We start from the raw sequence: 20757 nt of genomic DNA on the forward strand, positions 1-20757 counted from the left end.
AACCCAGCAGGGGCCGCGGAACCGGCTTTGCCGGGCCGCAGGCGCAGCGGCCCCCTCGGGGGGCAGCGCAGTACGCGAAGCGACAAGCGTGGGGGCCATATCTTTTAGAAGTTCTTCTTGAGGTCCATGCCCGCGTAGAGCTGGCCCACTTGCGCTTCATAGCCATTGAACATCAGCGTTTTGCGCTTCTTGGCAAAGAGGCCGTCTTCACCGATACGCCGTTCGGTGGCCTGGCTCCAGCGAGGGTGGTCGACGTCCGGGTTCACATTGGAATAAAAGCCGTATTCCTGCGCCGCGGCCTTGTTCCAGGCGGTGCGCGGCTCCTTGTCGGTAAAGCGGATCTTGACGATGCTCTTGCCGCTCTTGAAGCCGTACTTCCAGGGCAGCACCATGCGCACCGGTGCGCCGTTCTGGTTGGGGAGCACTTCGCCATACATGCCGAAAGCCAGCAGCGCCAGCGGGTGCATGGCTTCGTCCATGCGCAGGGCTTCCACATACGGCCAGTCGAGCACGCGGGAGCCCACAAACGGCATGGTCTTGGGATCGGCCAGGGTGACGAATTCAACGTATTTGGCGTTGCCGAGCGGCTCGACCTTCTTGATGAGCTCCGACAGCGAATACCCCACCCACGGGATCACCATGGACCAGCCCTCGACACAACGCAGGCGGTAAATGCGCTCTTCCTGCGGTGCGAGCTTGATCAGGTCTTCGAGCGTGAAGGTCTTGGGCTGCTTGACCAGGCCTTCGACGGCCACCGACCAGGGCTTGGTCACCAGCGTGTGGGCGTTCTTGGCTGGGTCGGCCTTGTCGGTGCCGAACTCGTAGTAATTGTTGTAGGTAGAGGCATCTTTGTAGTCGGTGATCTTTTCCATGGTCACCGCACCGGCCACCGCCGATTTGCCGCCGGCCAGCGCCGCCAGCTTGCCGGGTTTTTGTACCGTCTGCGCCATCGCCTGGCGGCCCGCCCAGCTGGCCATGGCCACGCCCGCGGCACCTGTGGCCATCAGTTTGATCAGGTCGCGACGGCCATGGTAGATGCCGCGCGGCGTAATCTCGCTGGGAACGAGGTGGTCGAAACCATCGGCATGGGTCTTGATGAGCATATGAGTCCTTGAAATCCGTTGAGGGTTAGTCTGAATACGCAGCAACTTCTTACAGGGATTCAGCCAGGGCTTCTAAAAGACTCGCAGGCAGTTACAAGGTTCCGTAACTGTGCAGCCCCGACAGGAACATGTTGACGCCCAGGAAAGCAAACGAGGTAACTGCCAGCCCGACCAGCGCCCACCAGGCGGCGACGGTGCCGCGCAGGCCCTTCATGAGCCGCATATGCAGCCAGGCCGCGTAGTTGAGCCAGACAATCAGCGCCCAGGTTTCCTTGGCGTCCCAGCTCCAGTAGCCGCCCCAGGCCTCGGCCGCCCACAAGGCGCCGAGTACGGTGGCAATGGTGAAAAAGGCAAAGCCGACGGCAATCGCCTTGTACATCACGTCGTCCAGCACTTCAAAGCTGGGCAGGCGCGCGGCAATGCGCTTGCGGCCCACCAGGATGCCGGCGGCGATCAGCCCCGACACGGCCAGGTAACCTACCCAGTAGTAGCTGCCGCCCACTTCGGCCGGCGACTTGCTGCGAAACACGACAGGGACAAAACACAGCACCACGCCCAGCAGCCACAGCGGCGTGAGCCGGTGCCAGCGCGTCTCGTTGGCCTGCTGCTTGATGAGATAGGACAGCGACACCATGGCAGCCAGCGAGAACATGCCGTAGCCGATGAAATTGGCCGGCACATGCAGCTTCATCCACCAGCTTTTGAGGGCAGGCACCAGCGGCTGGATTTCATGGGCTTCGCGTATCACGGTGTACCAGAGCAAAAAACCGACCGCGGCACTGACCACCAGCATCACGAAAGCGCCGAGCGCGCGGGTGTTGTACTGCGATTCAAAGTAGAGGTAGAAGGCCGCCGTCATCCAGCAGAACAGCACGAACACCTCGTACAGGTTGCTGACCGGGATGTGCCCGACGTCTGCGCCAATCAGGTAGCTTTCGTACCAGCGCACCAGCGTGCCGATCAGCGCCATGCCGATCGCCACCCACGCAATTTTGGAGCCCAGCGACTCCAACGTGCTGCTCTGGCCTTTGGCAAACATGCCCAGCCAGTAAAAAATCGTGCTCATGAAGAACAGCACGCTCATCCACAAAATGGCCGACTGGCTGGAGAGAAAGTATTTGAGCCAGAACACCTGCTCGGCGCGCGCCAGGTCACCCTGGTACGACGCAATGCCCAGCAGCGCGAAGGCGCTGACCACCATCATCAGTACCCGCAGCGGCCGCCAGAACCAGCCCATGGCGATAGCCGCCGGAATGGCCGCGAACAGGATGCCTTTTTCATAGACATCCATGAAATCACTGTAGCGGGCGAAGGCATACAGAAAGCCGCCGGCGACCAGCGCAGCAAACACCCAATCCAGCACATTACGCCGGGCGAAATAGCCCTCGTTCAGGCTCAGCGTGCTGTCGCCGCCCGCCTTCAGCGTGGTGGTGTTCACCGCGGTGTTGTTGATCGTGGAGGTATTCATAAAGGCGCCTGCAACAGTTTCGTTTTCAACATCTCAAACTCCTTGTCGCCGTCCATGGTCTTGCGGTTGGTCGACAAGGCCATGGTGGCCTGACTGTGGCCTTCGGCCGATTCTGGCATTGAACCCACAACATTGCCATCTTCTGCCTGACCGCCCCCTGCGCCGCGCGGCGCCAGCCAGACCCAGACGCGGCGTTCGCGCACGTAAAGCATGGCGAACACCCCCAGGATCAGGAAGGCGCAACCCAGGTAGACGATGGTCTTGCCCGGTGCACGCGCCACCTGGAACACACTGGCCTGGACCTGGGTGAAGTCTTTCAGCTCAAACGCCATGGGCGCGGGGTAAAAATTGGCGTCCGACAGGCTCAGCACCATTTGCGACATGAAAGCCCGCGTCTTTTCATCCTGACCCAACGGCTTGAGCCCGGCCTGCTCACGCGTCATCTGCGTCAGCTCAAACAAGGCACCGTTGAGGATGCGGATCAGCACCTCGCCGGCACGGTTGCGCTCGGCTTCGGGCACATTGGCTTCCATAAAGTCAGAGATGGCCTGCAGGCCTGCAGCGGTTTTGGGCTTGCCCGTCGAACCTTGCGCGGCGCCCGCTGCGTCTGCAACGTCACCGGCAAAAAGAGCCAGCGCCCGCGATGTCGACGCGGCGAGCTGTTGCATCAGCTCCGGCCGTTCCCGGCCAATGGCCTGGCTTGCGTAGCGCCTGACCGCCAGCTCACGCTGCGCCGGATTGGCGAGCGCGGCACGCAGCCGCAAAAAGGTTTCCATGCCGCCTTCGGCGTCCACCGGAATCCGGAGGTACTGGAAGGGTGCAGACGGTGTCTCGCGAACACCCATCAGGTAGACCGCAGGGCTGTCTTCCGCCGGGTCCGTCTTGACCGGCAACATGTAGTTGTGAAATTCACGGGCCTGTCCGGACGCATCGCGCAACTTGTAGCTCACGCTGGGGCCCACGTTGCGCAGCTCTTTTTGCGTCACGGTCTTGTTCGCCGCGCCGAGCCGTGTGTCAATCGCCTGGTGCAGGTCGACCTTGCGCACATCGGCGCCGGAACCCATGCTTCCGCCCGACGCAAAATTTTCCACGTTGATGACCCGCAGCGCGGTGTATTCCAGCGTCAGCTTTTCGGCGCCATCGCCCTGCCCGTTGGTCAGGCCGCTGGAGCCGCCGATCGTGCCCTGAATTTCAAACGGCTTGCTGGCCGCGGCCATCGGAATGGCCTTGAGCGTCACGCTGGAGCCGCCGTCGTCGAAGCTCGACTGGTAAATCTCGATACCGCGGTGATTGGCCGGGTGATTGACCTCCACCCGCACCGGAATCTTTTCGCCAGTTTCCTTGTCGTGGATGATGATGTCGCTGGCAAAGAGCTTGGGCATGCCGGTCGAGTAATACTCAACGATGAATTTTTTGAGCTCAATGGAAAACGGCAGTTCCTGCAGCAATACGCCGCCCGGCTGGTTCAGGATGGCGGTGCTGGACTGCGTGCCTTCAGCCACCAGCAGGTTGGCGCGAAACGTCGGGTTTTTGTCGCTGAGCCGGTGCTGGGCCGGCACGTCGGCAATCAGTCCGCCGCCGGCATAAATCGACTTGCCGTTCAGCCACATCTGCGCGCGTACGATCATGTCGCCGTCGAGCAGGCCGCCCACGCAGACCAGCACGATGGCGCTGTGCGCTGCGATGTAGCCCAGTTTGTTGGCCGCGCCTTTTTTGGCCGCCACCATCCAGCCGTTGCCGGCGCGCTGCTGCAGCTTCACTTTCCAGCCGCTTTGCACCAGCGTCTGGCCAATGCGGCGCGCAGCCGTTTCGGGTGACTCGGCCAATGCGGCCTCGGCACGGTGGCCAAAGGCCTTGAGGCTTTGCTCCCTGACGTTTTCCTTGAGCTGGTTCAGGTCCGCGAAGATCTTGGGGGCGTTGCGCGCAATGCACAAAGAAGTAGAGACCACCAGAAAAGCCAGGATCAGCAGGAACCACCAGGCGCTGTACACGGTGTTGAGGCTGAGCAGGCTGAACACCTGCGCCCAGAACGGACCGAACTGGTTCACGTAGTTGCCCAGCGGCTCTGCCTGCTTGAGCACCGTGCCGATGATCGACGCGATGCAGATCACCGTCAGCAGCGAAATGGAAAACCGCATGGACGACAGCAGTTCCACCGCCGCCCGCCAGCTGCGGGAGCCCCAATTGACTTTCATACCCTCGGTGGAAACTGTCATGCTTGAAATGGAACCTGCGGTTGGCTCAGGAAAGCCTGCGAACCAGAAAAAGAAGGGAAAAAGAAAAAAGGCGGGCTTTCATCAGAAAGACCCGCCTTGGTGTGATTGGTTTTGGAGGCTTGGGTTCAATACTGCAGGCAGCCTGCGGGTACTTTCAGCAAAAAAACGCTCGCCTGCCAGTCCTTTGCTGTACTTTGCTTAACGCAGGCCGGCAATGTAGTCGGCCAGCGCACGGATTTCACGGTCGTTCAGCTTGGCAGCCACCTGGCTCATGGGCAGGCTGTTGCCGCGGCCGCCGTCACGGAAAGCCGTCAACTGCGTCACCGTGTACTCAGAATGCTGGCCGCTCAGGCGGGGATATTGGGAAGGAATGCCGGCGCCAGTCGGGCTGTGGCAGCCTGCGCAGGCTGCGATCTGGCGGTCCTGCACGCCGCCGCGGTAGATACGCTCGCCGAGTGCAACCAGTTCCTTGTCTTTGGCAAAGCCGGTTTTGGCTTTCTTGGACGTCGCCCAGTAAGCGATGTTTTTCATGTCGTCTTCAGACAGCGCGGACGCAAAGCCTTGCATGATGGGGTTCTTGCGCTTGCCGGCCTTGAACTCCTGCAGCTGCTTGACCAGGTATTCGGGGTGCTGCTGCGCCAGCTTGGGGTTGGCGGGGGTGCCGGAATTTCCGTCGGCGCCGTGGCAGCTGGCGCAAACTGCGGTGAAGCTGGCCTCGCCCTTGACCAGATCAGGCTTGGCAATCTTGGCCGGGGCTGCTGCTGCTGCGGGAGCCGAAGCGGCGCCATGTGCAGGTGCGGCTTCGCCGGCAGCATAAGACGACACGGCAGGCACGGCCAGCAAGGCGGCCAGGAGAGAAGTAACGAACAGCTTCATATCGGGGGTTTTAATTGGTTGGCGCACAAAACTTATAACTTTCTGATTTTACAATGGCTTCAGGGCACCCCCGATTATTCGGGTCTTGCCGCGGCAACGGGCCAGCAGCTCCGCACCGCCTCAGCGCTTCCCGGGTTCCGTCCCCGAAGCCATTGCTCCCTCCAACGCATGCCGGTAGCGTGCAACCGATCTCCAGGGACCGCCCGATCATGACCTCACCCTCTCCGTCCAAACCACCCTTAGCCGCAACTGGCGCGCCCGATCCCAAAATCGCGATGGGCTGGCTGCACACCGCCAAATTCCTGACCACAGCGCCTGAGCTCAAGCACCTGCCCCGTGTCGACGTGCCTGAAATCGCCTTTGTCGGCCGTTCCAACGCCGGCAAATCCACCTGTATCAACACGCTGACGCAGCAACACCGGCTGGCATTTGCCTCCAAGACGCCGGGCCGCACGCAGAGCATCAACCTGTTCAGCTTGGGCAAGCAGGGCGTGACGGACGCCGTACTGGCCGACCTGCCGGGCTACGGCTATGCGGCCGTGCCCAAGGAAGCCAAGTACCGCTGGCAGCAGGTGATGGGCAACTATTTGCAGACGCGCGACAACCTCAAGGCCGTGGTGCTGCTGTGCGACCCGCGCCTGGGCCTGACCGAGCTCGACGAGATCCTGCTGGACGTGATCCGGCCGCGGGTGGAAGACGGCCTCAAGTTCCTGGTGCTGCTGACCAAGTCCGACAAGCTCAACAAGACCGAAGCGGCCAAGGCGCTGTCCATTGTGCGACTGCAGGCCGGCGGCGGAGACGTCAAACTCTTTTCTTCGCTGAAGCGCCGCGGTGTCGAGGAAGTAGCCCAGCATTTGTGGGACTGGGCCCATCCGGCCGAAAAACCGGCAAAGCCTGCCAAAGCGGCGCCTGAAGAGCTGCCCGAGATCAATGACTGAGGCAGCTCTCCAGCGCTGAAATTTCAGGCAAATACCGGCTCCAACCCAACTGGGACAAGCGCAAACAGCTATAAAAAGTGTAGCAACATGATCGCCACCCGCTTGTATGCATTGCCCCACGGCATCACCCTGTCCTGCCGGATTGCGGGCGAAACGGGCCGCCCTGTCCTGATGTTCCTGCACGGCTTTCCGGAAGCCGCTTTTGTCTGGGACGGCTTGCTGGAACACTTCGCGCGGCCTGAAAACGGCGGCTTTCGCTGTGTGGCGCCCAACCTGCGCGGCTTTGAACATTCCAGCGCGCCGCTGGAGGCGACCGCCTACCGGCCCAAACACCTGGTGCAGGACATTGCAGCGCTGATTGCGCTGGAAGGTGGCCAACTGGAATGCCTTGTGGCCCATGACTGGGGCGGCGCGGTGGCCTGGAACCTGGCTGCGGGCCATCCCGCGTTGATGAAAAAGCTGGCCATCATCAACTCGCCGCACCCCGGCACTTTTCTGCGCGAACTGCAGCATTCGCCGGCGCAGCAAGCCGCCAGCGCCTACATGAACTTCCTGATTCGCCCCGACGCCGAAGCCTTGCTGGCCGAAGATGACTTTCGGCGGCTCTGGGATTTTTTTGCCAACATGGGCGCGGTCGATGGGCCGCACGCGTGGCTGACCGACGCCATCAAGGACCAATACCGCGAAATCTGGCGCAAGGGCCTGACAGGCCCCTGCAATTACTACCGGGCTTCGCCCTTGCGCCCGCCCCGGCCCGGGCCGCCGCACAACGACCCGGCCGCCGCGGCAGTGAGCATTCCACGGGACATGCTGGAAGTTCACCTGCCGACGCTGGTGCTCTGGGCACTGGACGATACGGCCTTGCCGCCCGCACTGCTGGAAGGCTTGGGCGACTACGTGCCGCAGATGGATTTACGCCGCATCGAAGGCGCAACCCACTGGATCGTGCACGAGCAGCCCGCATTGGTGGCGGCACACCTGCAGGATTTTCTGCGCTAGATTGCTATTGATTTAATAGCTTCTTGCGCTCATTCCGCCTGGCCCGGAGGACTATTCCCCTAAAATTTCGGCCCAACCCGCCCGCCGTCAATACAGGGACGGCTCGCCTTCTGGTCGGGTTTTAAAGCGCTTGTGCACCCAGTAGTACTGGGCGGGCATGGTGTTGATGTAGTCCTGCAGCTGCGCGTTCATGCGTGCGGTGTCGGCCACCGGGTCGTCGCTGGGGAAATCCGCCCAGGCCGGCAACACCTCCACCTCATAGCCCGTCGGAGTGATTCGGGGCAACAGGGGCAGCACCTTGGCGCGGCCCAGGCGTGCAAATCGAGAGAGAGACGGGACCGTTGCGGTGGGTATGCCGTAAAAAGGCACGAACACTGAATCGTCAGGGCCGAAGTCCATGTCGGGCAACAGGTAAAGCGGCTGCCCTTCCCGAAGCGCGGCCACAATGGGCTTGACGCCATCACCCCGCCCAAAAAGCCGCAGGTTGCCAAACCGCCGCCGGCCCCGCAGTATCCAGCGGTCGACCAGTTTGTTCGACTGGTCGGTGTAAATGGTGGTCGAAGGCCGCGGCATCTGCAGCGCCACACCGGCCCATGCCGCATCCAGGCCGACGAAATGCGGCAGGAATATCACCGTGGGCTCATTGCCCTCCAGTTCCTGCACAGCCCCCGTCACCTGAACGCGCCGCTGCACCCAGGCCTGGGGCGCGTGCCACAGCCAGGCGCGGTCCAGCCAGGCCTGGGCAAAAAATACAAATGTCAGCACCGTGAGGCGGCGCCGCTCTGCGGTCGGGTAACCGGGAAAGCACAACGCGAAATTGGTGGCCACCACGCGCCGGCGCGAGCCTACCATCGCATACAACATCCAGCCGAGCAGCACGCCCAGGCCACGCGTCCAGGAAAGCGGCAGCAGCGCCAGCACCCGCATAAAGAAAATGCCGCCGCGGGTCACGATTCGGCTGGCCAACTGGCGGGGAGTCTTCAAAGGGGAGTTTCCTTGCGAGGTGTCTTGTAGCGTGCATAGCCCCACAAATACTGGCCAGGCTGGCTCAGCACAATGGCTTCGATCGCCCGGTTGATCTGTGTCACCCCATGCAGCAGGTCGGCGCGCGCGCCGGAATCTGAGGCGTCCATCCCCTGCACCGGAGGCCATATCTTGAGGAAATACCCTTTGCCGCGGGCCAGGCGCTCGCAACTGACGGGCAGCAGCACCGCACCGCTTTGCAACGCCAGCCGCGCAGCCAGTGTCATCGTGTAGGCCGGCTTGCCAAAAAAAGGCGCCCACACGCCCAGGCCTTCGGGCGGCACCTGGTCCGTCAGCAAAGCCACGGCCTGATTGGCTTTGAGGGTTTTATGCATGAGGCGGATGCCGCTTAAGGAAGCGGGCACGACGGTGAGATTGGCCCGGTCACGCGCCAGGCGTTCCAGCCGGGCCAGCCAGGCCTTGCGCGCGGGCCGGTAAATCGCGGTAATGGGCCCATACAGCTCGGCCAGCGCTTGCGGGCCCAGCTCGAAGCTGCCGCAATGGGGACCAAAAAAAATCACCCCGCGGCCTTCGGCGAAGGCCTGCTCCGCATGCACCTGGCCTTCGATGCGGACATTACCCAGGCAGGACTCCGAAGCCGGCCGCATCCACAGCTTGGGTAGTTCGGCAATAAAGCGCCCAGCCTCGGCAATCGCCGGGCGGGCGACCGCGAACGGCAGTCCGGCCTGCGCCACATGTGCCCTGAACTGGGCGCGGTAGCGCGGACTCAAGCCCCACACCAGCCAGCCCAGCATGCCGCCCAGCGCATGCAGGGCGGCCAGCGGCCAGAGGGAAAAGAAGCGAAACAACCAGGGCATGAATCAGGTGAAAGGGGTATCGAAAGGTTACGCCGGCCAAAAACCAGCCGTCATATAATGCAGGCTGTCGCCGAGTTACTGAACTACTTGCAGGGCGACATTAAACCAAACTGCTAAAGCGTTCGCCGAGGCATTCCAGCCGGCAACGCGCCGACAAACTTCATGGAGTGTACGCAATGGCGAACGATTTTCTCTTTACATCCGAATCCGTCTCTGAAGGCCATCCCGACAAGGTCGCCGACCAGATTTCCGACGCGATCCTCGACGCAATTTTCAAGCAGGACCCACGCAGCCGCGTCGCCGCCGAAACCCTGACCAACACCGGCCTCGTCGTGCTGGCCGGCGAGATCACCACCAACGCGCATGTCGACTACATCCAGGTCGCGCGCGACACCATCAAGCGCATCGGCTACGACAACACCGAGTACGGCATCGACTACAAGGGTTGCGCCGTCATGGTTTGCTATGACAAGCAGTCCAACGACATCGCCCAGGGCGTAGACCATGCCAGTGACGACCACCTGAACATCGGCGCCGGCGACCAGGGCCTCATGTTCGGCTACGCCTGCGACGAAACGCCCGATCTGATGCCCGCGCCGATTTACTACGCACACCGCCTCGTCGAGCGCCAGGCCCAGCTGCGCAAGGACGGCCGCCTGCCTTTCCTGCGCCCCGACGCCAAGAGCCAGGTCACCATGCGCTATGTGGACGGCAAGCCGCACAGCATCGACACCGTGGTGCTGTCGACCCAGCACAGCCCCGACCAGAGCGAAACTGCCCACAAGATGAAGGCCTCGTTCACCGAAGCCATCATTGAAGAGATCATCAAGCCCGTGCTGCCCAAAGAGTGGCTCAAGGACACCAAGTACCTGATCAACCCGACCGGCCGCTTCGTCATCGGCGGCCCGCAGGGCGACTGCGGCCTGACCGGCCGCAAGATCATCGTCGACACCTACGGCGGCGCCTGCCCGCACGGCGGCGGCGCGTTCAGCGGCAAAGACCCCAGCAAGGTGGACCGCTCAGCTGCCTACGCAGCCCGTTATGTGGCCAAAAATATTGTGGCCGCGGGCCTGGCACGCCAATGCCAGATCCAGGTGGCTTATGCCATCGGCGTAGCCCGCCCCATGAACGTCACGGTCTATACCGAAGGCACCGGCGTGATCTCCGACGAGAAACTCTCGGCTCTCGTCAATGAACACTTTGACTTGCGCCCCAAGGGCATCATCCAGATGCTGGACCTGCTGCGCCCCATCTACGAAAAGACGGCAGCCTATGGCCACTTCGGCCGCGACGAGCCGGAATTTACCTGGGAACGTACCGATAAAGCTGCTGCGCTGCGCGCTGCAGCCGGCCTGTAAGGCCGCCGGTCGGACAGCCCGGTATCAGTTCTTCAGCGCAGGCTCACTTCGCGCAGCGAAGTTAAGGGCCGAAGGCCTGCGCCGAAGCTAAACGACCGATAAAGCTGCTGCGCTTCGCGCTGCAGCCGGCCTGTAAGGCCCCGAACGAAGCGAGCTTGTGCGGCTTTCAGCGCAGGCTTGCTCGCGCTGCGAAGTTAAGGACCCAAGAGGTCCCTCCCCTCGCTAATCCAGAAGATCAACCCCGCGATTCAACCGCGCGTGTAGGGGCTTTTCCCGACATGCGGGGTATTGCCCAATTCTTCGGACGGCGCATTGTCGGCTTTGGGCTGCGCGATGGTCTTGTTGGTGCCCTCTCTGCCGTATTCCTCGGCAGATATGGCGTCAGGCTGTGCGGCTGACCCGTTCTTGCGGTCACGATCACTCTTTGGATCAATACGTTTTTTCAGGCCCATCTCGTGTCCTTCGTGTCGCTGAACGTCACGTAACAAAGCTGCCGGGATCCGCGGCGGGAAATGCGGATGCCGACATTGAGGGCATTCCCCCCCGGGAATCACGGGCAGCATGCGATACACCAAAACCGTTGCCGGTGACGATGAACGGCCAGGCACTGCGGAATTTCCCCGCTTCCATGGCGACTTCGCGCGCAGGCCGGGTTGCCCGGATTTCTGGTTCATGCAGGGGAAAGCTGTCTAGAAACATGGCGGCGCCAATGAAGGCTTTGAGTGGCTGGGTTTTGACTGTAGGTTCACACTCGGCCACAAAGCGTCAGCGGGATAGGAAATGCGTGTAGGACAAGCCCGAATCAGGCACCACTTTCTTGATTCGAGCTTTAATTCCCGGCTTTCCGGCCGCTGCTTTTTACCCGCATCAGGCAACGAGGCAGGACATCAGGCTTTCGTAATCCACCGGTTTGACCAGGTGGTGGTTAAACCCGGCCAGACTGGCAAGGGCTTTGTCTGTTGTCTGTCCCCAGCCAGTGAGTGCAATAAGGACCATACTTTCAGCGGCCGGCTGCTGGCGGATCAAGCGTGCTGCGTCGTACCCGTTCATGCCGGGCATTCCGATGTCCATAACGACAACGTCCGGCCTGTGGGCCTTGGCTGCAGCAACGGCGGCCACACCGTCATACGCCGTTGTCACTGCAAAACCATCCATGCCAAGCAAAGCGCCCAAGGTATTGGCCGCATCCACGTTGTCGTCCACCACCAGGATTTTTTTGGCATTTCCGGACCGGGCGGAGCCCGCCATTTGCACAGGCGATGCAGGCTGCCCGCCCTCCAGAACCACCGGCAGCGCCAGGACGAACTCACTGCCATGACCCAGGCCTTCACTGCTGGCGTGCAGAGTGCCGCCGTGCATCTCGGCAAACTGCCTGGCCAGGCTCAGACCGATTCCCAGACCGGTCGGCGCTTCGCCAGGCACGGGCGTCTGGGCAAACAGGTCAAAGATCTTTGCCAGAGAAGACGCCTCAAGCCCGATCCCGTTGTCGGCGACCCGGAAAGTCACCACAGGCCCCTCGACTTCCGCGCGCAGCACGATATGCCCGCCTGGATGCGTGAACTTGGCGGCGTTGACCAGAAGGTTGGCGACGCTTTGTACCAGGCGCGCGTGATCGGCATCCAGAAAATACGGTGCGTCCGGCTCCTGCACGTCCAGCCGGTGCTGCTTGCTTTCCATGGCGGAACCGGAAATCTCCACCGCATGGTTGATCACTGATTGCAGTGTGATCTGCCCCCTTTTCAGGGTGACCTTGCCGCTGGTGATGCGGGCCACGTCCAGCAGGTCATCCACCAATCGCGTCAGGTGAGCCACCTGGCGGTCCACGACATTGCGCAACTCCGTGATCTGGCCCGAATCCGGGTAAAGATGCCTGAGGATTCCCATGGACGTACGGATCGGCGCCAGCGGATTGCGCAGTTCATGCGCAAGCGTAGCCAGGAACTCGTCCTTGCGCTTGTCGGCATCGCGCACCTGGTATTGCCTTTCGCGGGCCCGCACGGCCGAACGGGTGGCGGTAATCAGGGCAATGGTGCGCACGGGCCGCTCCACCAGCGTGACGTTACCCAGATGCTCGACCGCCCGCTGCACATCCAGCGAATCGGCGCCGCTGCGTGTCAAAAGCAGGATGGGGATGTCCGACCAGGTGGGCTGTGAGGCCACGTATTCGGCCAGTGGCCGCATGGCGGCACCACTGACAACCTCTTCCACCAGCAAGAGGGCGCCGGCACCCAGCGGGAGTTGCGTCATAAGCTCATCGCTGTTTGCACACACAATGCTGTGGATACCCACGGACCGGAGCACTTTGGCAGTCAGCGCTGCGTCCCGCCCTGTAGGCGCACAAATGACGATTCGCCGCTCCACCTATCTCGCTCCGCGGGCGCCACCCACTTCAGGATCGTTACCGACATAAACCGGCACCCCCGTCAGGATGCCGCGGAAGCCGCGCAGAGGCGCACCTACGTGGATACCCTTGCGAGACATGGAGAATTCGCGGATGGTGCGCTCGTGCAGGCTGCCTCGCTTTTTGAACACCGATACGGCCTGCTTGACCTCGCCGTCATGCTCGAAATAGCGCAGCATGAGCACGTTGTCGGCCAGATAGCTGGCGTCCACCGCGGTGGACATCTGGCCGCCCAGCATGCCCTGCTGCACACCCACCAGGATGGTCACCACACCGCGCTGACCCAGGTACGTCAGCAGTTCGTGCAAATGCGTGGTAAGGAAGCGCTCATCCGGCATGGCGTTGAGGTAGCCGTTGATGCTGTCGATGACGACGACTTTGCAGCCGCGGTCGGCAGCCTGGCACACCACCGACGCGAACTCCCCGGGGGACAGTTCGGCCGGGTCGATCTGCTGAATGCTCAGCACACCCGCTTCATAGGGCTCGCGGATTTCCATCCCCAAGCCGTCCGCGCGGTTCAACAGGTTGTTGGCCGCCTCTTCAAACAGGAACATCGCGCTGGTCTGCCCGCGCTGCGCCGCGGCAGTGACAAACTGGGCCGCCAGCGACGACTTGCCGGTGCCGGGAGGCCCGGCGATGAGGGTGCTCGTGCCCTCTTCCAGGCCGCCGCCAAGGAGGGTATCGAGCTCGGTAAGGCCGCTTTTGAGCTGCTCGCGCTTGCCCATCACCCGCGACTCGGCCGCCACCAGGCGCGGGTACACGCACAGGCCCCCGTACTGGATGTCGTAGTCATGCAGGCCGCCGCGAAAGGCAATGCCGCGGTACTTCACCACGCGCACGCGGCGCCGCTCGGCCCCATAGTCCTTCACGGACTGATCCAGCGTAATCACGCCATGGGCAATGGAGCGCACCTGAAGGTCTATGCCGGCGGCCGTGCGATCGTCGAGCAGCATCACGGTGCAGGACCGGCTGGCAAAGAATTGCTTGAGCGCCAGCACCTGGCGGCGATAGCGCAGCGGCGTATCGGCCAGCAATTGCAATTCGGAGAGGGAATCAATCACCACCCGGGTCGGTTTTCGCTCTTCAATCACGGACAGAATCATCTGTGTGGTGGTACCCATCTCCACCTCCGAAGGGTGGAACATGGTGTATTCGGCCTCCGGCATCAGCAGGTTTTCAGACGGCAGGACTTCATGAATGTGAATACCCTTCATGTTCCAGCCATGGGATTCGGCCACGCCGGTCAGCTCCGCGGCTGTTTCGGCCAGAGTGATGTACACAACGGACTCACCCTGCCGGGCGCCTTCCACCAGAAATTGCAGGCCGGTGGTGGTCTTGCCGGTGCCAGGCTCACCTTCGATCAGGTAGATCCGGTCCTTGATGAGGCCGCCTCCAAGGATGTTGTCCAGGCCTGGGATGCCGGTTGAAAGGAACTGAAGCTCGGTTGAGGTCTTTGTGGTCATGGTTACAGGGATGCGGTTGTGAGCCAACATGGCACGGAAAGAACAATCCGCAACACCCCGTTAAAGAACGAAGCGGCTTGTAACACCTGGATAAATAGTAGCCAGCAGCCTCCAAAATCCCCGGTTTGCGGAGCCTGAGTTGAGCGTAGGACGACACGCCGTCCCTTCGTCTCCCGTCAGCGTTTCTCCACTCGCTCCCCCTCCGGGATGCCGCCGGACGGCCAGGGTGGGAACCCGAGAATCGATCCGGGTCACAGCTAAAGCACCAAAACAGCGGTTTTCAGCGGCGCCACCTTGAAAACAGGCCTGATTGCCTCTATGATTAGCACTCGATGGTATTGAGTGCTAACAAAGCCCAGTCAATCCACCAAGTTAACAGGCACTCACTTTTACGCGGGTGCTTTTTGATTCCCAAAACCATTGTTCTCAAACAAGGAGCTCTCATGAAACTTCGTCCTTTGCACGACCGCGTGATCGTCAAACGCGTGGAAAACGAAACCAAAACCGCTTCCGGCATCGTCATTCCTGACAGCGCCGCTGAAAAGCCTGATCAGGGCGAAGTGCTGGCCGTTGGCCCAGGCAAGAAGAACGACAAGGGCGAACTGAGCCCAGTGGGCGTGAAAGTTGGCGACCGCGTGCTGTTCGGCAAATACAGCGGCCAGACCGTCAAGGTCGACGGCGACGAACTGCTCGTCATGAAAGAAGAAGACCTGTTTGCAGTGGTCGAGAAGTAACCTCTCTTCTGCTATTTATTTGATAGCTGCTGGCGCACGTCTTACTTGGGCTAGCAGGCGATTTCATCCATAAACTTTAAGGAATCTGCATCATGGCAGCAAAAGACGTAATTTTCGGCGGCGAAGCCCGCGCACGCATGGTCGAGGGTGTGAACATCCTGGCCAACGCCGTCAAGGTAACCCTGGGCCCTAAAGGCCGTAACGTGGTTCTGGAGCGCTCGTTCGGCGCCCCCACGGTGACCAAGGACGGTGTGTCCGTCGCCAAGGAAATCGAACTGAAGGACAAGCTGCAGAACATGGGCGCGCAGATGGTCAAGGAAGTCGCTTCCAAGACCTCCGACAACGCCGGCGACGGCACCACCACCGCTACCGTTCTGGCCCAAGCCATCGTCCGCGAAGGCATGAAATACGTGGCCGCCGGCATGAACCCGATGGACCTCAAGCGCGGTATCGACAAGGCCGTGCTGGCCCTGACCGAAGAGCTCAAGAAGGCTTCCAAGCCCACCACGACTTCGAAAGAAATCGCCCAGGTCGGCTCCATCTCCGCCAACTCCGACGAATCCATCGGCAAGATCATTGCCGACGCAATGGACAAGGTTGGTAAAGAAGGCGTGATCACCGTAGAAGACGGCAAGTCCCTGCAAAATGAACTCGACGTCGTCGAAGGCATGCAGTTCGACCGCGGCTACCTCTCCCCTTACTTCATCAACAACCCTGAAAAGCAGTCCGCACTGCTGGACAACCCGTTTGTTCTGCTCTACGACAAGAAGATCAGCAACATCCGTGACCTGCTGCCCACCCTGGAGCAAGTCGCCAAGGCCGGCCGTCCGCTGCTGATCATTGCCGAAGAAGTCGAGGGCGAAGCCCTGGCAACTCTGGTGGTGAACACCCTGCGCGGCATCCTGAAGGTTGTGGCTGTGAAGGCCCCTGGCTTCGGCGACCGCCGCAAAGCCATGCTGGAAGACATCGCCTGCCTGACCGGCGGCAAGGTCATCGCTGAAGAAGTCGGCATGTCGCTCGAAAAAGTGACGCTGGCTGACCTCGGTCAGGCCAAGCGCATCGAAGTGGGCAAAGAAAACACCATCATCATCGACGGCTCCGGCGCCGCTGCCGACATCGAAGCACGCGTCAAGCAAGTGCGCGTCCAGATCGAAGAAGCGACCAGCGACTACGACCGTGAAAAACTGCAAGAGCGCGTGGCCAAGCTGGCCGGCGGTGTTGCCGTGATCAAGGTTGGCGCTGCCACCGAAGTCGAAATGAAGGAAAAGAAGGCCCGCGTGGAAGACGCGCTGCACGCTACCCGCGCTGCCGTGGAAGAAGGCATTGTGGCCGGCGGTGGCGTCGCCCTGCTGCGCGCCAAGCAAGCTGCTGGCAAGATCGCCGGCGACAATCCTGACCAGGATGCTGGTATCAAGCTGGTGCTGCGCGCCATCGAAGCCCCCCTGCGCGAAATCGTTTACAACGCAGGCGGCGAAGCCTCTGTGGTGGTCAACGCGGTTCTGGCCGGCAAGGGTAACTACGGCTTCAATGCAGCCAACGACACCTACGGCGACATGATCGAAATGGGTATCCTGGATCCCACGAAGGTCACCCGCACCGCACTGCAGAATGCAGCCTCCGTCGCATCCCTGATGCTGACGACCGAAGCCATGATTGCCGAAGCTCCGAAAGAAGAGTCCGGCGCCGGCGGCGGCATGCCAGGCGGCATGGGTGGAATGGGCGGCATGGGCGACATGGGCATGTAATGCCTGCCTGAGCTTTTCGCTCCATCAAAAAGGGCCGCTTTCGCGGCCCTTTTTTTATTGCTCGTCCACTTTGTACGAAAAACGTTTTCACACAGCATGGCCTTTCGTCTGCGGCGCCACAGTCTCTTCACAAAAACGGGGAGGAAGATGCTGCACGTTGGCGCCTGCCGCTACCATGATTTCTCATGATCCACCGGATGACTTCCCTCGCCCCGTGCGATGGCGCGAATACCGCCGGCACAAACAATGACGCCATAGCAACCCGAACACATCCCGCATTCGCACTTGCCCATGAATCCCTCCCAGAAACTCTTCATAGCGGCCGCCCTGGCGGTTTCTTCCGTATACGGCTTTGCACAACAGGCGGGCACATGGTCCATGTCGGCCGGCGTCACGCGGATTGCGCCTTCCGTGAACAGCGGCAGCCTTTCGGCGCCGTCCGGAACTGGCGTAATTCAGGGCGCGAAAGTCGACGTCAGCAACAGTTCCAGGTTAACGGCCGCCGTAAACTACATGGTCACCGACCACATCAGCCTGCACCTGCCGCTCGGTTTGGGCTTCAGGCATGACGTCAGCGGCGCAGGTGTGCTCGCTGGCGTTGGCACAGTGGCCGACACCCGGGCCTTGCCCATCACGCTGATCGCGCAATACCGGTTTCTTGATGCCGACGCCCGGTTTCGTCCTTATCTGGGTGCGGGCCTCTCCTACGTGAAGTTCTACAAGGAACGCGGCACAGCCCTGCTGACCGCGTTGACCAACCCAGGCGGCCCCGCCACAAGCGTATCCTTCAAGTCGAAATTTGCCCCCGCGTTGCAACTGGGCGGTATTTTCAACCTCGACAAAAAATGGTTTGTAGAAGCCAGCTATACCAAGACTTTCCTGAAAACCCGCGGCACGCTCAGTACCAACCAGACCATCGATGTGGGCCTTGACCCTGATTGCTTCACCTTGCAACTGGGGTACAAGTTTTAATTTCACGCTACAGGACCATCAGGATAATCGGCCAAAACGGTCGTCTGTCTGCCGCCTGAACTCGGTAGGCGTCATGCCCTTGATCTCCAGGAAACGCCGGTTGAAGTTTGCGACATTGTTGAAACCGACCTGATAGCAGATGTCGGTGACGTTGTGGTCGGTCTGCATCAGCAGGTGGCACGCGCTGTTGATGCGCACACGGTTGACGAAGTCGGTAAAGCTGTTGCCGGTGGAGCGCTGGAAGAAGCGGCTGAAGCGGCTCTCGCTCATGCCGAGCTCGGCCGCCACGACTGACATCGAAATCGGCTCCGCCATGTTGGCGGTAATGCGGTTGACGATGCCGTTGATCTGGTCAACCTGCGCGTCGCCATCAGCGCCCTGTGTGCCCTGCATCTGTACGCTCGACAGCAGCCGGTAGTCCGTCCATTGCGCCAGGTCGGCCATGAATTCAAAAAAGTGGCCGAGACGGCGCACTCCACGCGCGGCCTTGATGTTGTCCCAGTGCGTCTGCGCCTGCTGCGACATGCCGAAGAACTCGATGCCATGGCGTGCCCGTTCGAGCAGCTGCATCACTTCGCGCAATTCAGGAATTCCGGTTGCCGCGCGCTCGATGGGCTCGTGATGGAACTGGATCACCCGGTCGCGTCCCGCGGCACCGCCTTCGGGCACGTCAAGCGAAATCCAGTTGTGCGGCAGGCGCGGGCCGCACAACACCAGATGACCGGGCTGGAACGGTCCGATCCAGTCGCCGACAAACGCCTTGCCCGAGGTCTCGGTGATCAGGTGCAGTTCATACTCTTCATGAAAATGCCAGCGTACCAGCGGGCTCGGGAAGCCGTGTGCAAGACAGCGCACCAGACCGGTTTCAGGTGCCTCGTAACCCAGTGATGGGGAGCGCGCAATATCGCGCTCCAGTTCGGGTTGGCGCTGACGGGGGATCGAGCGTTTGGATGTGGACGTTGTCATGGCAGTCTGGGTCAGGACCGTGAAGCAACCGTCTCATTGTCCTCCCGCACGAGCGCAGCGTGAACGGCCTCCAGCGTAGGCGGATCAGCGCCTTCACGGGTGCAGTTCAGTGCGGCGGCCGTGGCGGCGAAGCGCATCACTGCGCGCCAGGCGTCGCCGCTCAGCTCGCCAAGCTGGGCCGGGTGTTCGACGCCATGCGCAAGCAGCGAGACTGAAAGCCCGGCCGTAAAAGTGTCACCCGCGCCGATGGTGTCGACCACCTTCACACTCGGTGCCGCCACAGTCAACGGCTCGTGCCCCGTGCGCCAGAGCGTGGCACCGCCGGCGCCGCGCGTGACGATGACCGCTCGCGCACCGGCGTGCAGGCAACCCGCTGCCAACGCATCGACAGGCCTGCCGGGCGCCAGCAGTCCGGCATCTTCGTCGCTGAGCTTGACCAGATCGGCCATCGCAAACCAGCTCATGACGCGCGCGCGGTAGGCTGCCATATCGGAAATCAGGCTGGGCCGCACGTTGGGATCGAACACGATCACACGGCGCCCGGCGTTGGCAGTCATCAGCCCGGTGATGCGCGTGGCCGCAGGTTCCTGCAGGAGCGCGATCGAACCGAAATGAAGAAAGCGGCATTCAGCCGGCAACTGCGGCAGCGGCTCGGGTGCCCAGGTCGCATCGGCGCTGCCGTGCGTGTAGAAGGCATAACGGTTGGACTGCGGTGTGCGCTCAACGAAGGCCAGGGTCGACGGCGCATGGCTGCGCAGGATGAAACGGGTGTCCACGCCGTTGCGTTCGAGAAAACGCATCAAGCGTTCGCCGAACAGGTCGGTCGACAGCTGCGTGAGGAAGCCAGTGGGCTGTCCGAGGCGCGCGCAGGCGACAGCCGTGTTGAGCGGCGAGCCGCCCTCGTGGCCCAGGAACGCCAGCGTGCCCGCCTCGTCGGCGGTGAAATCGATCAGGGCTTCGCCCGTGAGTGCAATGCGCATGGTTTCCGGATTGTCCTCTGTCAGGGCAAGGCGCGGGCGTCGGCCAGGAACCCGCGCTCGGCAGCCAGCGTGGCGGGATGATCGAGCAATTCTGCAAAGAGGCGCGGCGCAATTGTGATGGCGCCCACACCTAATCGGAGCAAGGAAAGACAGGCCTCGCGGGAGCGGATGCTCGCCACCAGAAGTCGGGTGCCGGACGAAGGCCGCTGCGCTACCAGCGCCTGCATTTGCGCGATCAGCGCCAGCCCGTCCACACCAGCGTCCTCAAGCCGTCCCAGGTAGGGTGCCGCATAAGCCGCGCCCAGTTGGGCGGCAAAGTGCGCCTGCTCAGGCGCGTAGACAGCCGTCCACGTGACCGGCACACCTTGCGCGACAAGCCGGGCGCCGGCATCGAAGCCCTGGCGCGTGGCGGGGATTTTCACGACCAGCTGACCCCGCTCGAAGTGCGGCAAAAGATCCTGCGCGTCTTCAAGCATGCCATCGACTTCGCTGGAATACACCTGCGCCTGCACCTGCCGCGCACCCAGTTCGATACAGCGCGCCAGGAGGCCGGGCACCGCGGCGCGCCCGACACCCGCTCGCCGCAGCAGCGTGGGGTTGGTGGTCACGCCGTGCACCACCGGATGCGGCAGGCACGCCTGCAGCTCAGCCAGGTCGGCACTGTCGAGGTACAGATGGAAGTCTTCATTCATCGCGC

The 20757-nt window shown here is 61.8% G+C and carries 19 protein-coding genes; 7 read left to right on the top strand and 12 right to left on the bottom strand.

The window, feature by feature from the left end; translation table 11 throughout:
- Positions 1 to 104: 104 nt before the first annotated feature.
- From msrP to AC1DWQ_RS12335, 3 genes are all read right to left on the bottom strand, one after another.
- Positions 105 to 1103 carry a protein-methionine-sulfoxide reductase catalytic subunit MsrP gene (msrP, locus tag AC1DWQ_RS12325; RefSeq protein WP_477669892.1) on the bottom strand — a complete coding sequence of 333 codons (999 nt, stop codon included), beginning with the start codon at positions 1101 to 1103 and terminating at the stop codon, positions 105 to 107.
- A 91-nt stretch (positions 1104 to 1194) separates the two neighbouring features.
- A complete protein-coding gene (gene ccsB, locus AC1DWQ_RS12330) occupies positions 1195 to 2571 on the bottom strand; it encodes a c-type cytochrome biogenesis protein CcsB (protein ID WP_477669893.1) in 1377 nt (458 codons plus the stop codon).
- Positions 2568 to 4787: a cytochrome c biogenesis protein ResB gene (locus AC1DWQ_RS12335; RefSeq protein ID WP_477669894.1), complete on the bottom strand. Its 2220-nt coding sequence runs from the start codon at positions 4785 to 4787 to the stop codon at positions 2568 to 2570. Before AC1DWQ_RS12335 ends, ccsB begins: the two co-directional genes overlap by 4 nt.
- Between AC1DWQ_RS12335 and AC1DWQ_RS12340 the strand changes: the two genes are divergently transcribed.
- Positions 4786 to 4989 (top strand): hypothetical protein, encoded by a 204-nt coding sequence (locus AC1DWQ_RS12340; RefSeq protein ID WP_477669895.1) that lies wholly within the window; start codon positions 4786 to 4788, stop codon positions 4987 to 4989. The genes AC1DWQ_RS12335 and AC1DWQ_RS12340 overlap by 2 nt on opposite strands.
- On the opposite strand, the gene AC1DWQ_RS12345 is transcribed toward AC1DWQ_RS12340, so the two are convergent.
- On the bottom strand, positions 4986 to 5663 hold the full coding sequence (locus AC1DWQ_RS12345; protein ID WP_477669896.1) for a c-type cytochrome: 678 nt from the start codon (positions 5661 to 5663) through the stop codon (positions 4986 to 4988). The two genes, AC1DWQ_RS12340 and AC1DWQ_RS12345, sit on opposite strands and share 4 nt — an antisense overlap.
- A 209-nt stretch (positions 5664 to 5872) precedes the next feature.
- Between AC1DWQ_RS12345 and yihA the strand changes: the two genes are divergently transcribed.
- Both yihA and AC1DWQ_RS12355 read left to right on the top strand, forming a co-directional pair.
- A complete protein-coding gene (gene yihA, locus AC1DWQ_RS12350; protein WP_477669897.1) occupies positions 5873 to 6601 on the top strand; it encodes a ribosome biogenesis GTP-binding protein YihA/YsxC in 729 nt (242 codons plus the stop codon).
- Between the two features lie 87 nt (positions 6602 to 6688).
- Positions 6689 to 7600 (top strand): alpha/beta fold hydrolase, encoded by a 912-nt coding sequence (locus AC1DWQ_RS12355; protein WP_477669898.1) that lies wholly within the window; start codon positions 6689 to 6691, stop codon positions 7598 to 7600.
- An 87-nt stretch (positions 7601 to 7687) separates the two neighbouring features.
- Here AC1DWQ_RS12355 and AC1DWQ_RS12360 read toward each other — a convergent pair whose 3' ends face one another.
- Both AC1DWQ_RS12360 and AC1DWQ_RS12365 read right to left on the bottom strand, forming a co-directional pair.
- Positions 7688 to 8584 carry a lysophospholipid acyltransferase family protein gene (locus tag AC1DWQ_RS12360; protein WP_477669899.1) on the bottom strand — a complete coding sequence of 299 codons (897 nt, stop codon included), beginning with the start codon at positions 8582 to 8584 and terminating at the stop codon, positions 7688 to 7690.
- Positions 8581 to 9441, bottom strand: a complete 861-nt coding sequence (locus AC1DWQ_RS12365) for a lysophospholipid acyltransferase family protein (RefSeq protein ID WP_477669900.1) — start codon at positions 9439 to 9441, stop codon at positions 8581 to 8583. Before AC1DWQ_RS12365 ends, AC1DWQ_RS12360 begins: the two co-directional genes overlap by 4 nt.
- A 176-nt stretch (positions 9442 to 9617) precedes the next feature.
- Here AC1DWQ_RS12365 and metK point away from each other — a divergent pair, with 176 nt between their 5' ends.
- Positions 9618 to 10799 carry a methionine adenosyltransferase gene (gene metK, locus AC1DWQ_RS12370; RefSeq protein ID WP_457279749.1) on the top strand — a complete coding sequence of 394 codons (1182 nt, stop codon included), beginning with the start codon at positions 9618 to 9620 and terminating at the stop codon, positions 10797 to 10799.
- Positions 10800 to 11047: 248 nt separating this feature from the next.
- On the opposite strand, the gene AC1DWQ_RS12375 is transcribed toward metK, so the two are convergent.
- The 3 genes from AC1DWQ_RS12375 to AC1DWQ_RS12385 form a co-directional block, all read right to left on the bottom strand.
- On the bottom strand, positions 11048 to 11473 hold the full coding sequence (locus AC1DWQ_RS12375) for a hypothetical protein (RefSeq protein WP_477669901.1): 426 nt from the start codon (positions 11471 to 11473) through the stop codon (positions 11048 to 11050).
- 193 nt (positions 11474 to 11666) lie between these two features.
- A complete protein-coding gene (locus tag AC1DWQ_RS12380) occupies positions 11667 to 13046 on the bottom strand; it encodes a hybrid sensor histidine kinase/response regulator (RefSeq protein ID WP_477669902.1) in 1380 nt (459 codons plus the stop codon).
- A 114-nt stretch (positions 13047 to 13160) separates the two neighbouring features.
- Positions 13161 to 14663: an ATPase domain-containing protein gene (locus AC1DWQ_RS12385; protein ID WP_477669903.1), complete on the bottom strand. Its 1503-nt coding sequence runs from the start codon at positions 14661 to 14663 to the stop codon at positions 13161 to 13163.
- A gap of 443 nt (positions 14664 to 15106) precedes the next feature.
- Between AC1DWQ_RS12385 and AC1DWQ_RS12390 the strand changes: the two genes are divergently transcribed.
- The 3 genes from AC1DWQ_RS12390 (at position 15107) to AC1DWQ_RS12400 (ending at position 18114) form a co-directional block, all read left to right on the top strand.
- Positions 15107 to 15397, top strand: a complete 291-nt coding sequence (locus AC1DWQ_RS12390; protein ID WP_007872916.1) for a co-chaperone GroES — start codon at positions 15107 to 15109, stop codon at positions 15395 to 15397.
- A gap of 92 nt (positions 15398 to 15489) precedes the next feature.
- The gene (groL, locus tag AC1DWQ_RS12395) at positions 15490 to 17142 is read left to right on the top strand and encodes a chaperonin GroEL (protein WP_411877453.1); all 1653 of its coding nucleotides are present in this window, start codon (positions 15490 to 15492) and stop codon (positions 17140 to 17142) included.
- 291 nt (positions 17143 to 17433) lie between these two features.
- Entirely contained in the window at positions 17434 to 18114 is a 681-nt protein-coding gene (locus AC1DWQ_RS12400) for an OmpW/AlkL family protein (RefSeq protein WP_477669904.1), read from the top strand.
- Positions 18115 to 18132: 18 nt separating this feature from the next.
- Here AC1DWQ_RS12400 and AC1DWQ_RS12405 read toward each other — a convergent pair whose 3' ends face one another.
- From AC1DWQ_RS12405 to AC1DWQ_RS12415, 3 genes are read right to left on the bottom strand one after another with little or no spacing between them, the layout of a single operon-like run.
- Positions 18133 to 19080: an AraC family transcriptional regulator gene (locus AC1DWQ_RS12405; protein WP_477669905.1), complete on the bottom strand. Its 948-nt coding sequence runs from the start codon at positions 19078 to 19080 to the stop codon at positions 18133 to 18135.
- Positions 19081 to 19091: 11 nt separating this feature from the next.
- Positions 19092 to 20060: a carbohydrate kinase family protein gene (locus AC1DWQ_RS12410; protein WP_477669906.1), complete on the bottom strand. Its 969-nt coding sequence runs from the start codon at positions 20058 to 20060 to the stop codon at positions 19092 to 19094.
- Between the two features lie 20 nt (positions 20061 to 20080).
- Positions 20081 to 20752 carry a transaldolase family protein gene (locus AC1DWQ_RS12415; protein ID WP_477669907.1) on the bottom strand — a complete coding sequence of 224 codons (672 nt, stop codon included), beginning with the start codon at positions 20750 to 20752 and terminating at the stop codon, positions 20081 to 20083.
- Positions 20753 to 20757 lie beyond the last annotated feature (5 nt).

The sequence above is a fragment of the Polaromonas sp. P2_G11 genome (assembly GCF_056403595.1).

What these genes read in the sequence shown, in the direction of transcription:
- msrP (WP_477669892.1), bottom strand. Translation starts at nt 1,103, where the DNA reads ATGCTCATCAAGACCCATGCCGATGGTTTCGACCACCTCGTTCCCAGC.
- ccsB (WP_477669893.1), bottom strand. Translation starts at nt 2,571, where the DNA reads ATGAATACCTCCACGATCAACAACACCGCGGTGAACACCACCACGCTG.
- AC1DWQ_RS12340 (WP_477669895.1), top strand. Translation starts at nt 4,786, where the DNA reads ATGCTTGAAATGGAACCTGCGGTTGGCTCAGGAAAGCCTGCGAACCAG.
- AC1DWQ_RS12335 (WP_477669894.1), bottom strand. Translation starts at nt 4,787, where the DNA reads ATGACAGTTTCCACCGAGGGTATGAAAGTCAATTGGGGCTCCCGCAGC.
- AC1DWQ_RS12345 (WP_477669896.1), bottom strand. Translation starts at nt 5,663, where the DNA reads ATGAAGCTGTTCGTTACTTCTCTCCTGGCCGCCTTGCTGGCCGTGCCT.
- yihA (WP_477669897.1), top strand. Translation starts at nt 5,873, where the DNA reads ATGACCTCACCCTCTCCGTCCAAACCACCCTTAGCCGCAACTGGCGCG.
- AC1DWQ_RS12355 (WP_477669898.1), top strand. Translation starts at nt 6,689, where the DNA reads ATGATCGCCACCCGCTTGTATGCATTGCCCCACGGCATCACCCTGTCC.
- AC1DWQ_RS12365 (WP_477669900.1), bottom strand. Translation starts at nt 9,441, where the DNA reads ATGCCCTGGTTGTTTCGCTTCTTTTCCCTCTGGCCGCTGGCCGCCCTG.
- metK (WP_457279749.1), top strand. Translation starts at nt 9,618, where the DNA reads ATGGCGAACGATTTTCTCTTTACATCCGAATCCGTCTCTGAAGGCCAT.
- AC1DWQ_RS12375 (WP_477669901.1), bottom strand. Translation starts at nt 11,473, where the DNA reads ATGAACCAGAAATCCGGGCAACCCGGCCTGCGCGCGAAGTCGCCATGG.
- AC1DWQ_RS12380 (WP_477669902.1), bottom strand. Translation starts at nt 13,046, where the DNA reads ATGACGCAACTCCCGCTGGGTGCCGGCGCCCTCTTGCTGGTGGAAGAG.
- AC1DWQ_RS12385 (WP_477669903.1), bottom strand. Translation starts at nt 14,663, where the DNA reads ATGACCACAAAGACCTCAACCGAGCTTCAGTTCCTTTCAACCGGCATC.
- AC1DWQ_RS12390 (WP_007872916.1), top strand. Translation starts at nt 15,107, where the DNA reads ATGAAACTTCGTCCTTTGCACGACCGCGTGATCGTCAAACGCGTGGAA.
- groL (WP_411877453.1), top strand. Translation starts at nt 15,490, where the DNA reads ATGGCAGCAAAAGACGTAATTTTCGGCGGCGAAGCCCGCGCACGCATG.
- AC1DWQ_RS12400 (WP_477669904.1), top strand. Translation starts at nt 17,434, where the DNA reads ATGAATCCCTCCCAGAAACTCTTCATAGCGGCCGCCCTGGCGGTTTCT.
- AC1DWQ_RS12405 (WP_477669905.1), bottom strand. Translation starts at nt 19,080, where the DNA reads ATGACAACGTCCACATCCAAACGCTCGATCCCCCGTCAGCGCCAACCC.
- AC1DWQ_RS12410 (WP_477669906.1), bottom strand. Translation starts at nt 20,060, where the DNA reads ATGCGCATTGCACTCACGGGCGAAGCCCTGATCGATTTCACCGCCGAC.
- AC1DWQ_RS12415 (WP_477669907.1), bottom strand. Translation starts at nt 20,752, where the DNA reads ATGAATGAAGACTTCCATCTGTACCTCGACAGTGCCGACCTGGCTGAG.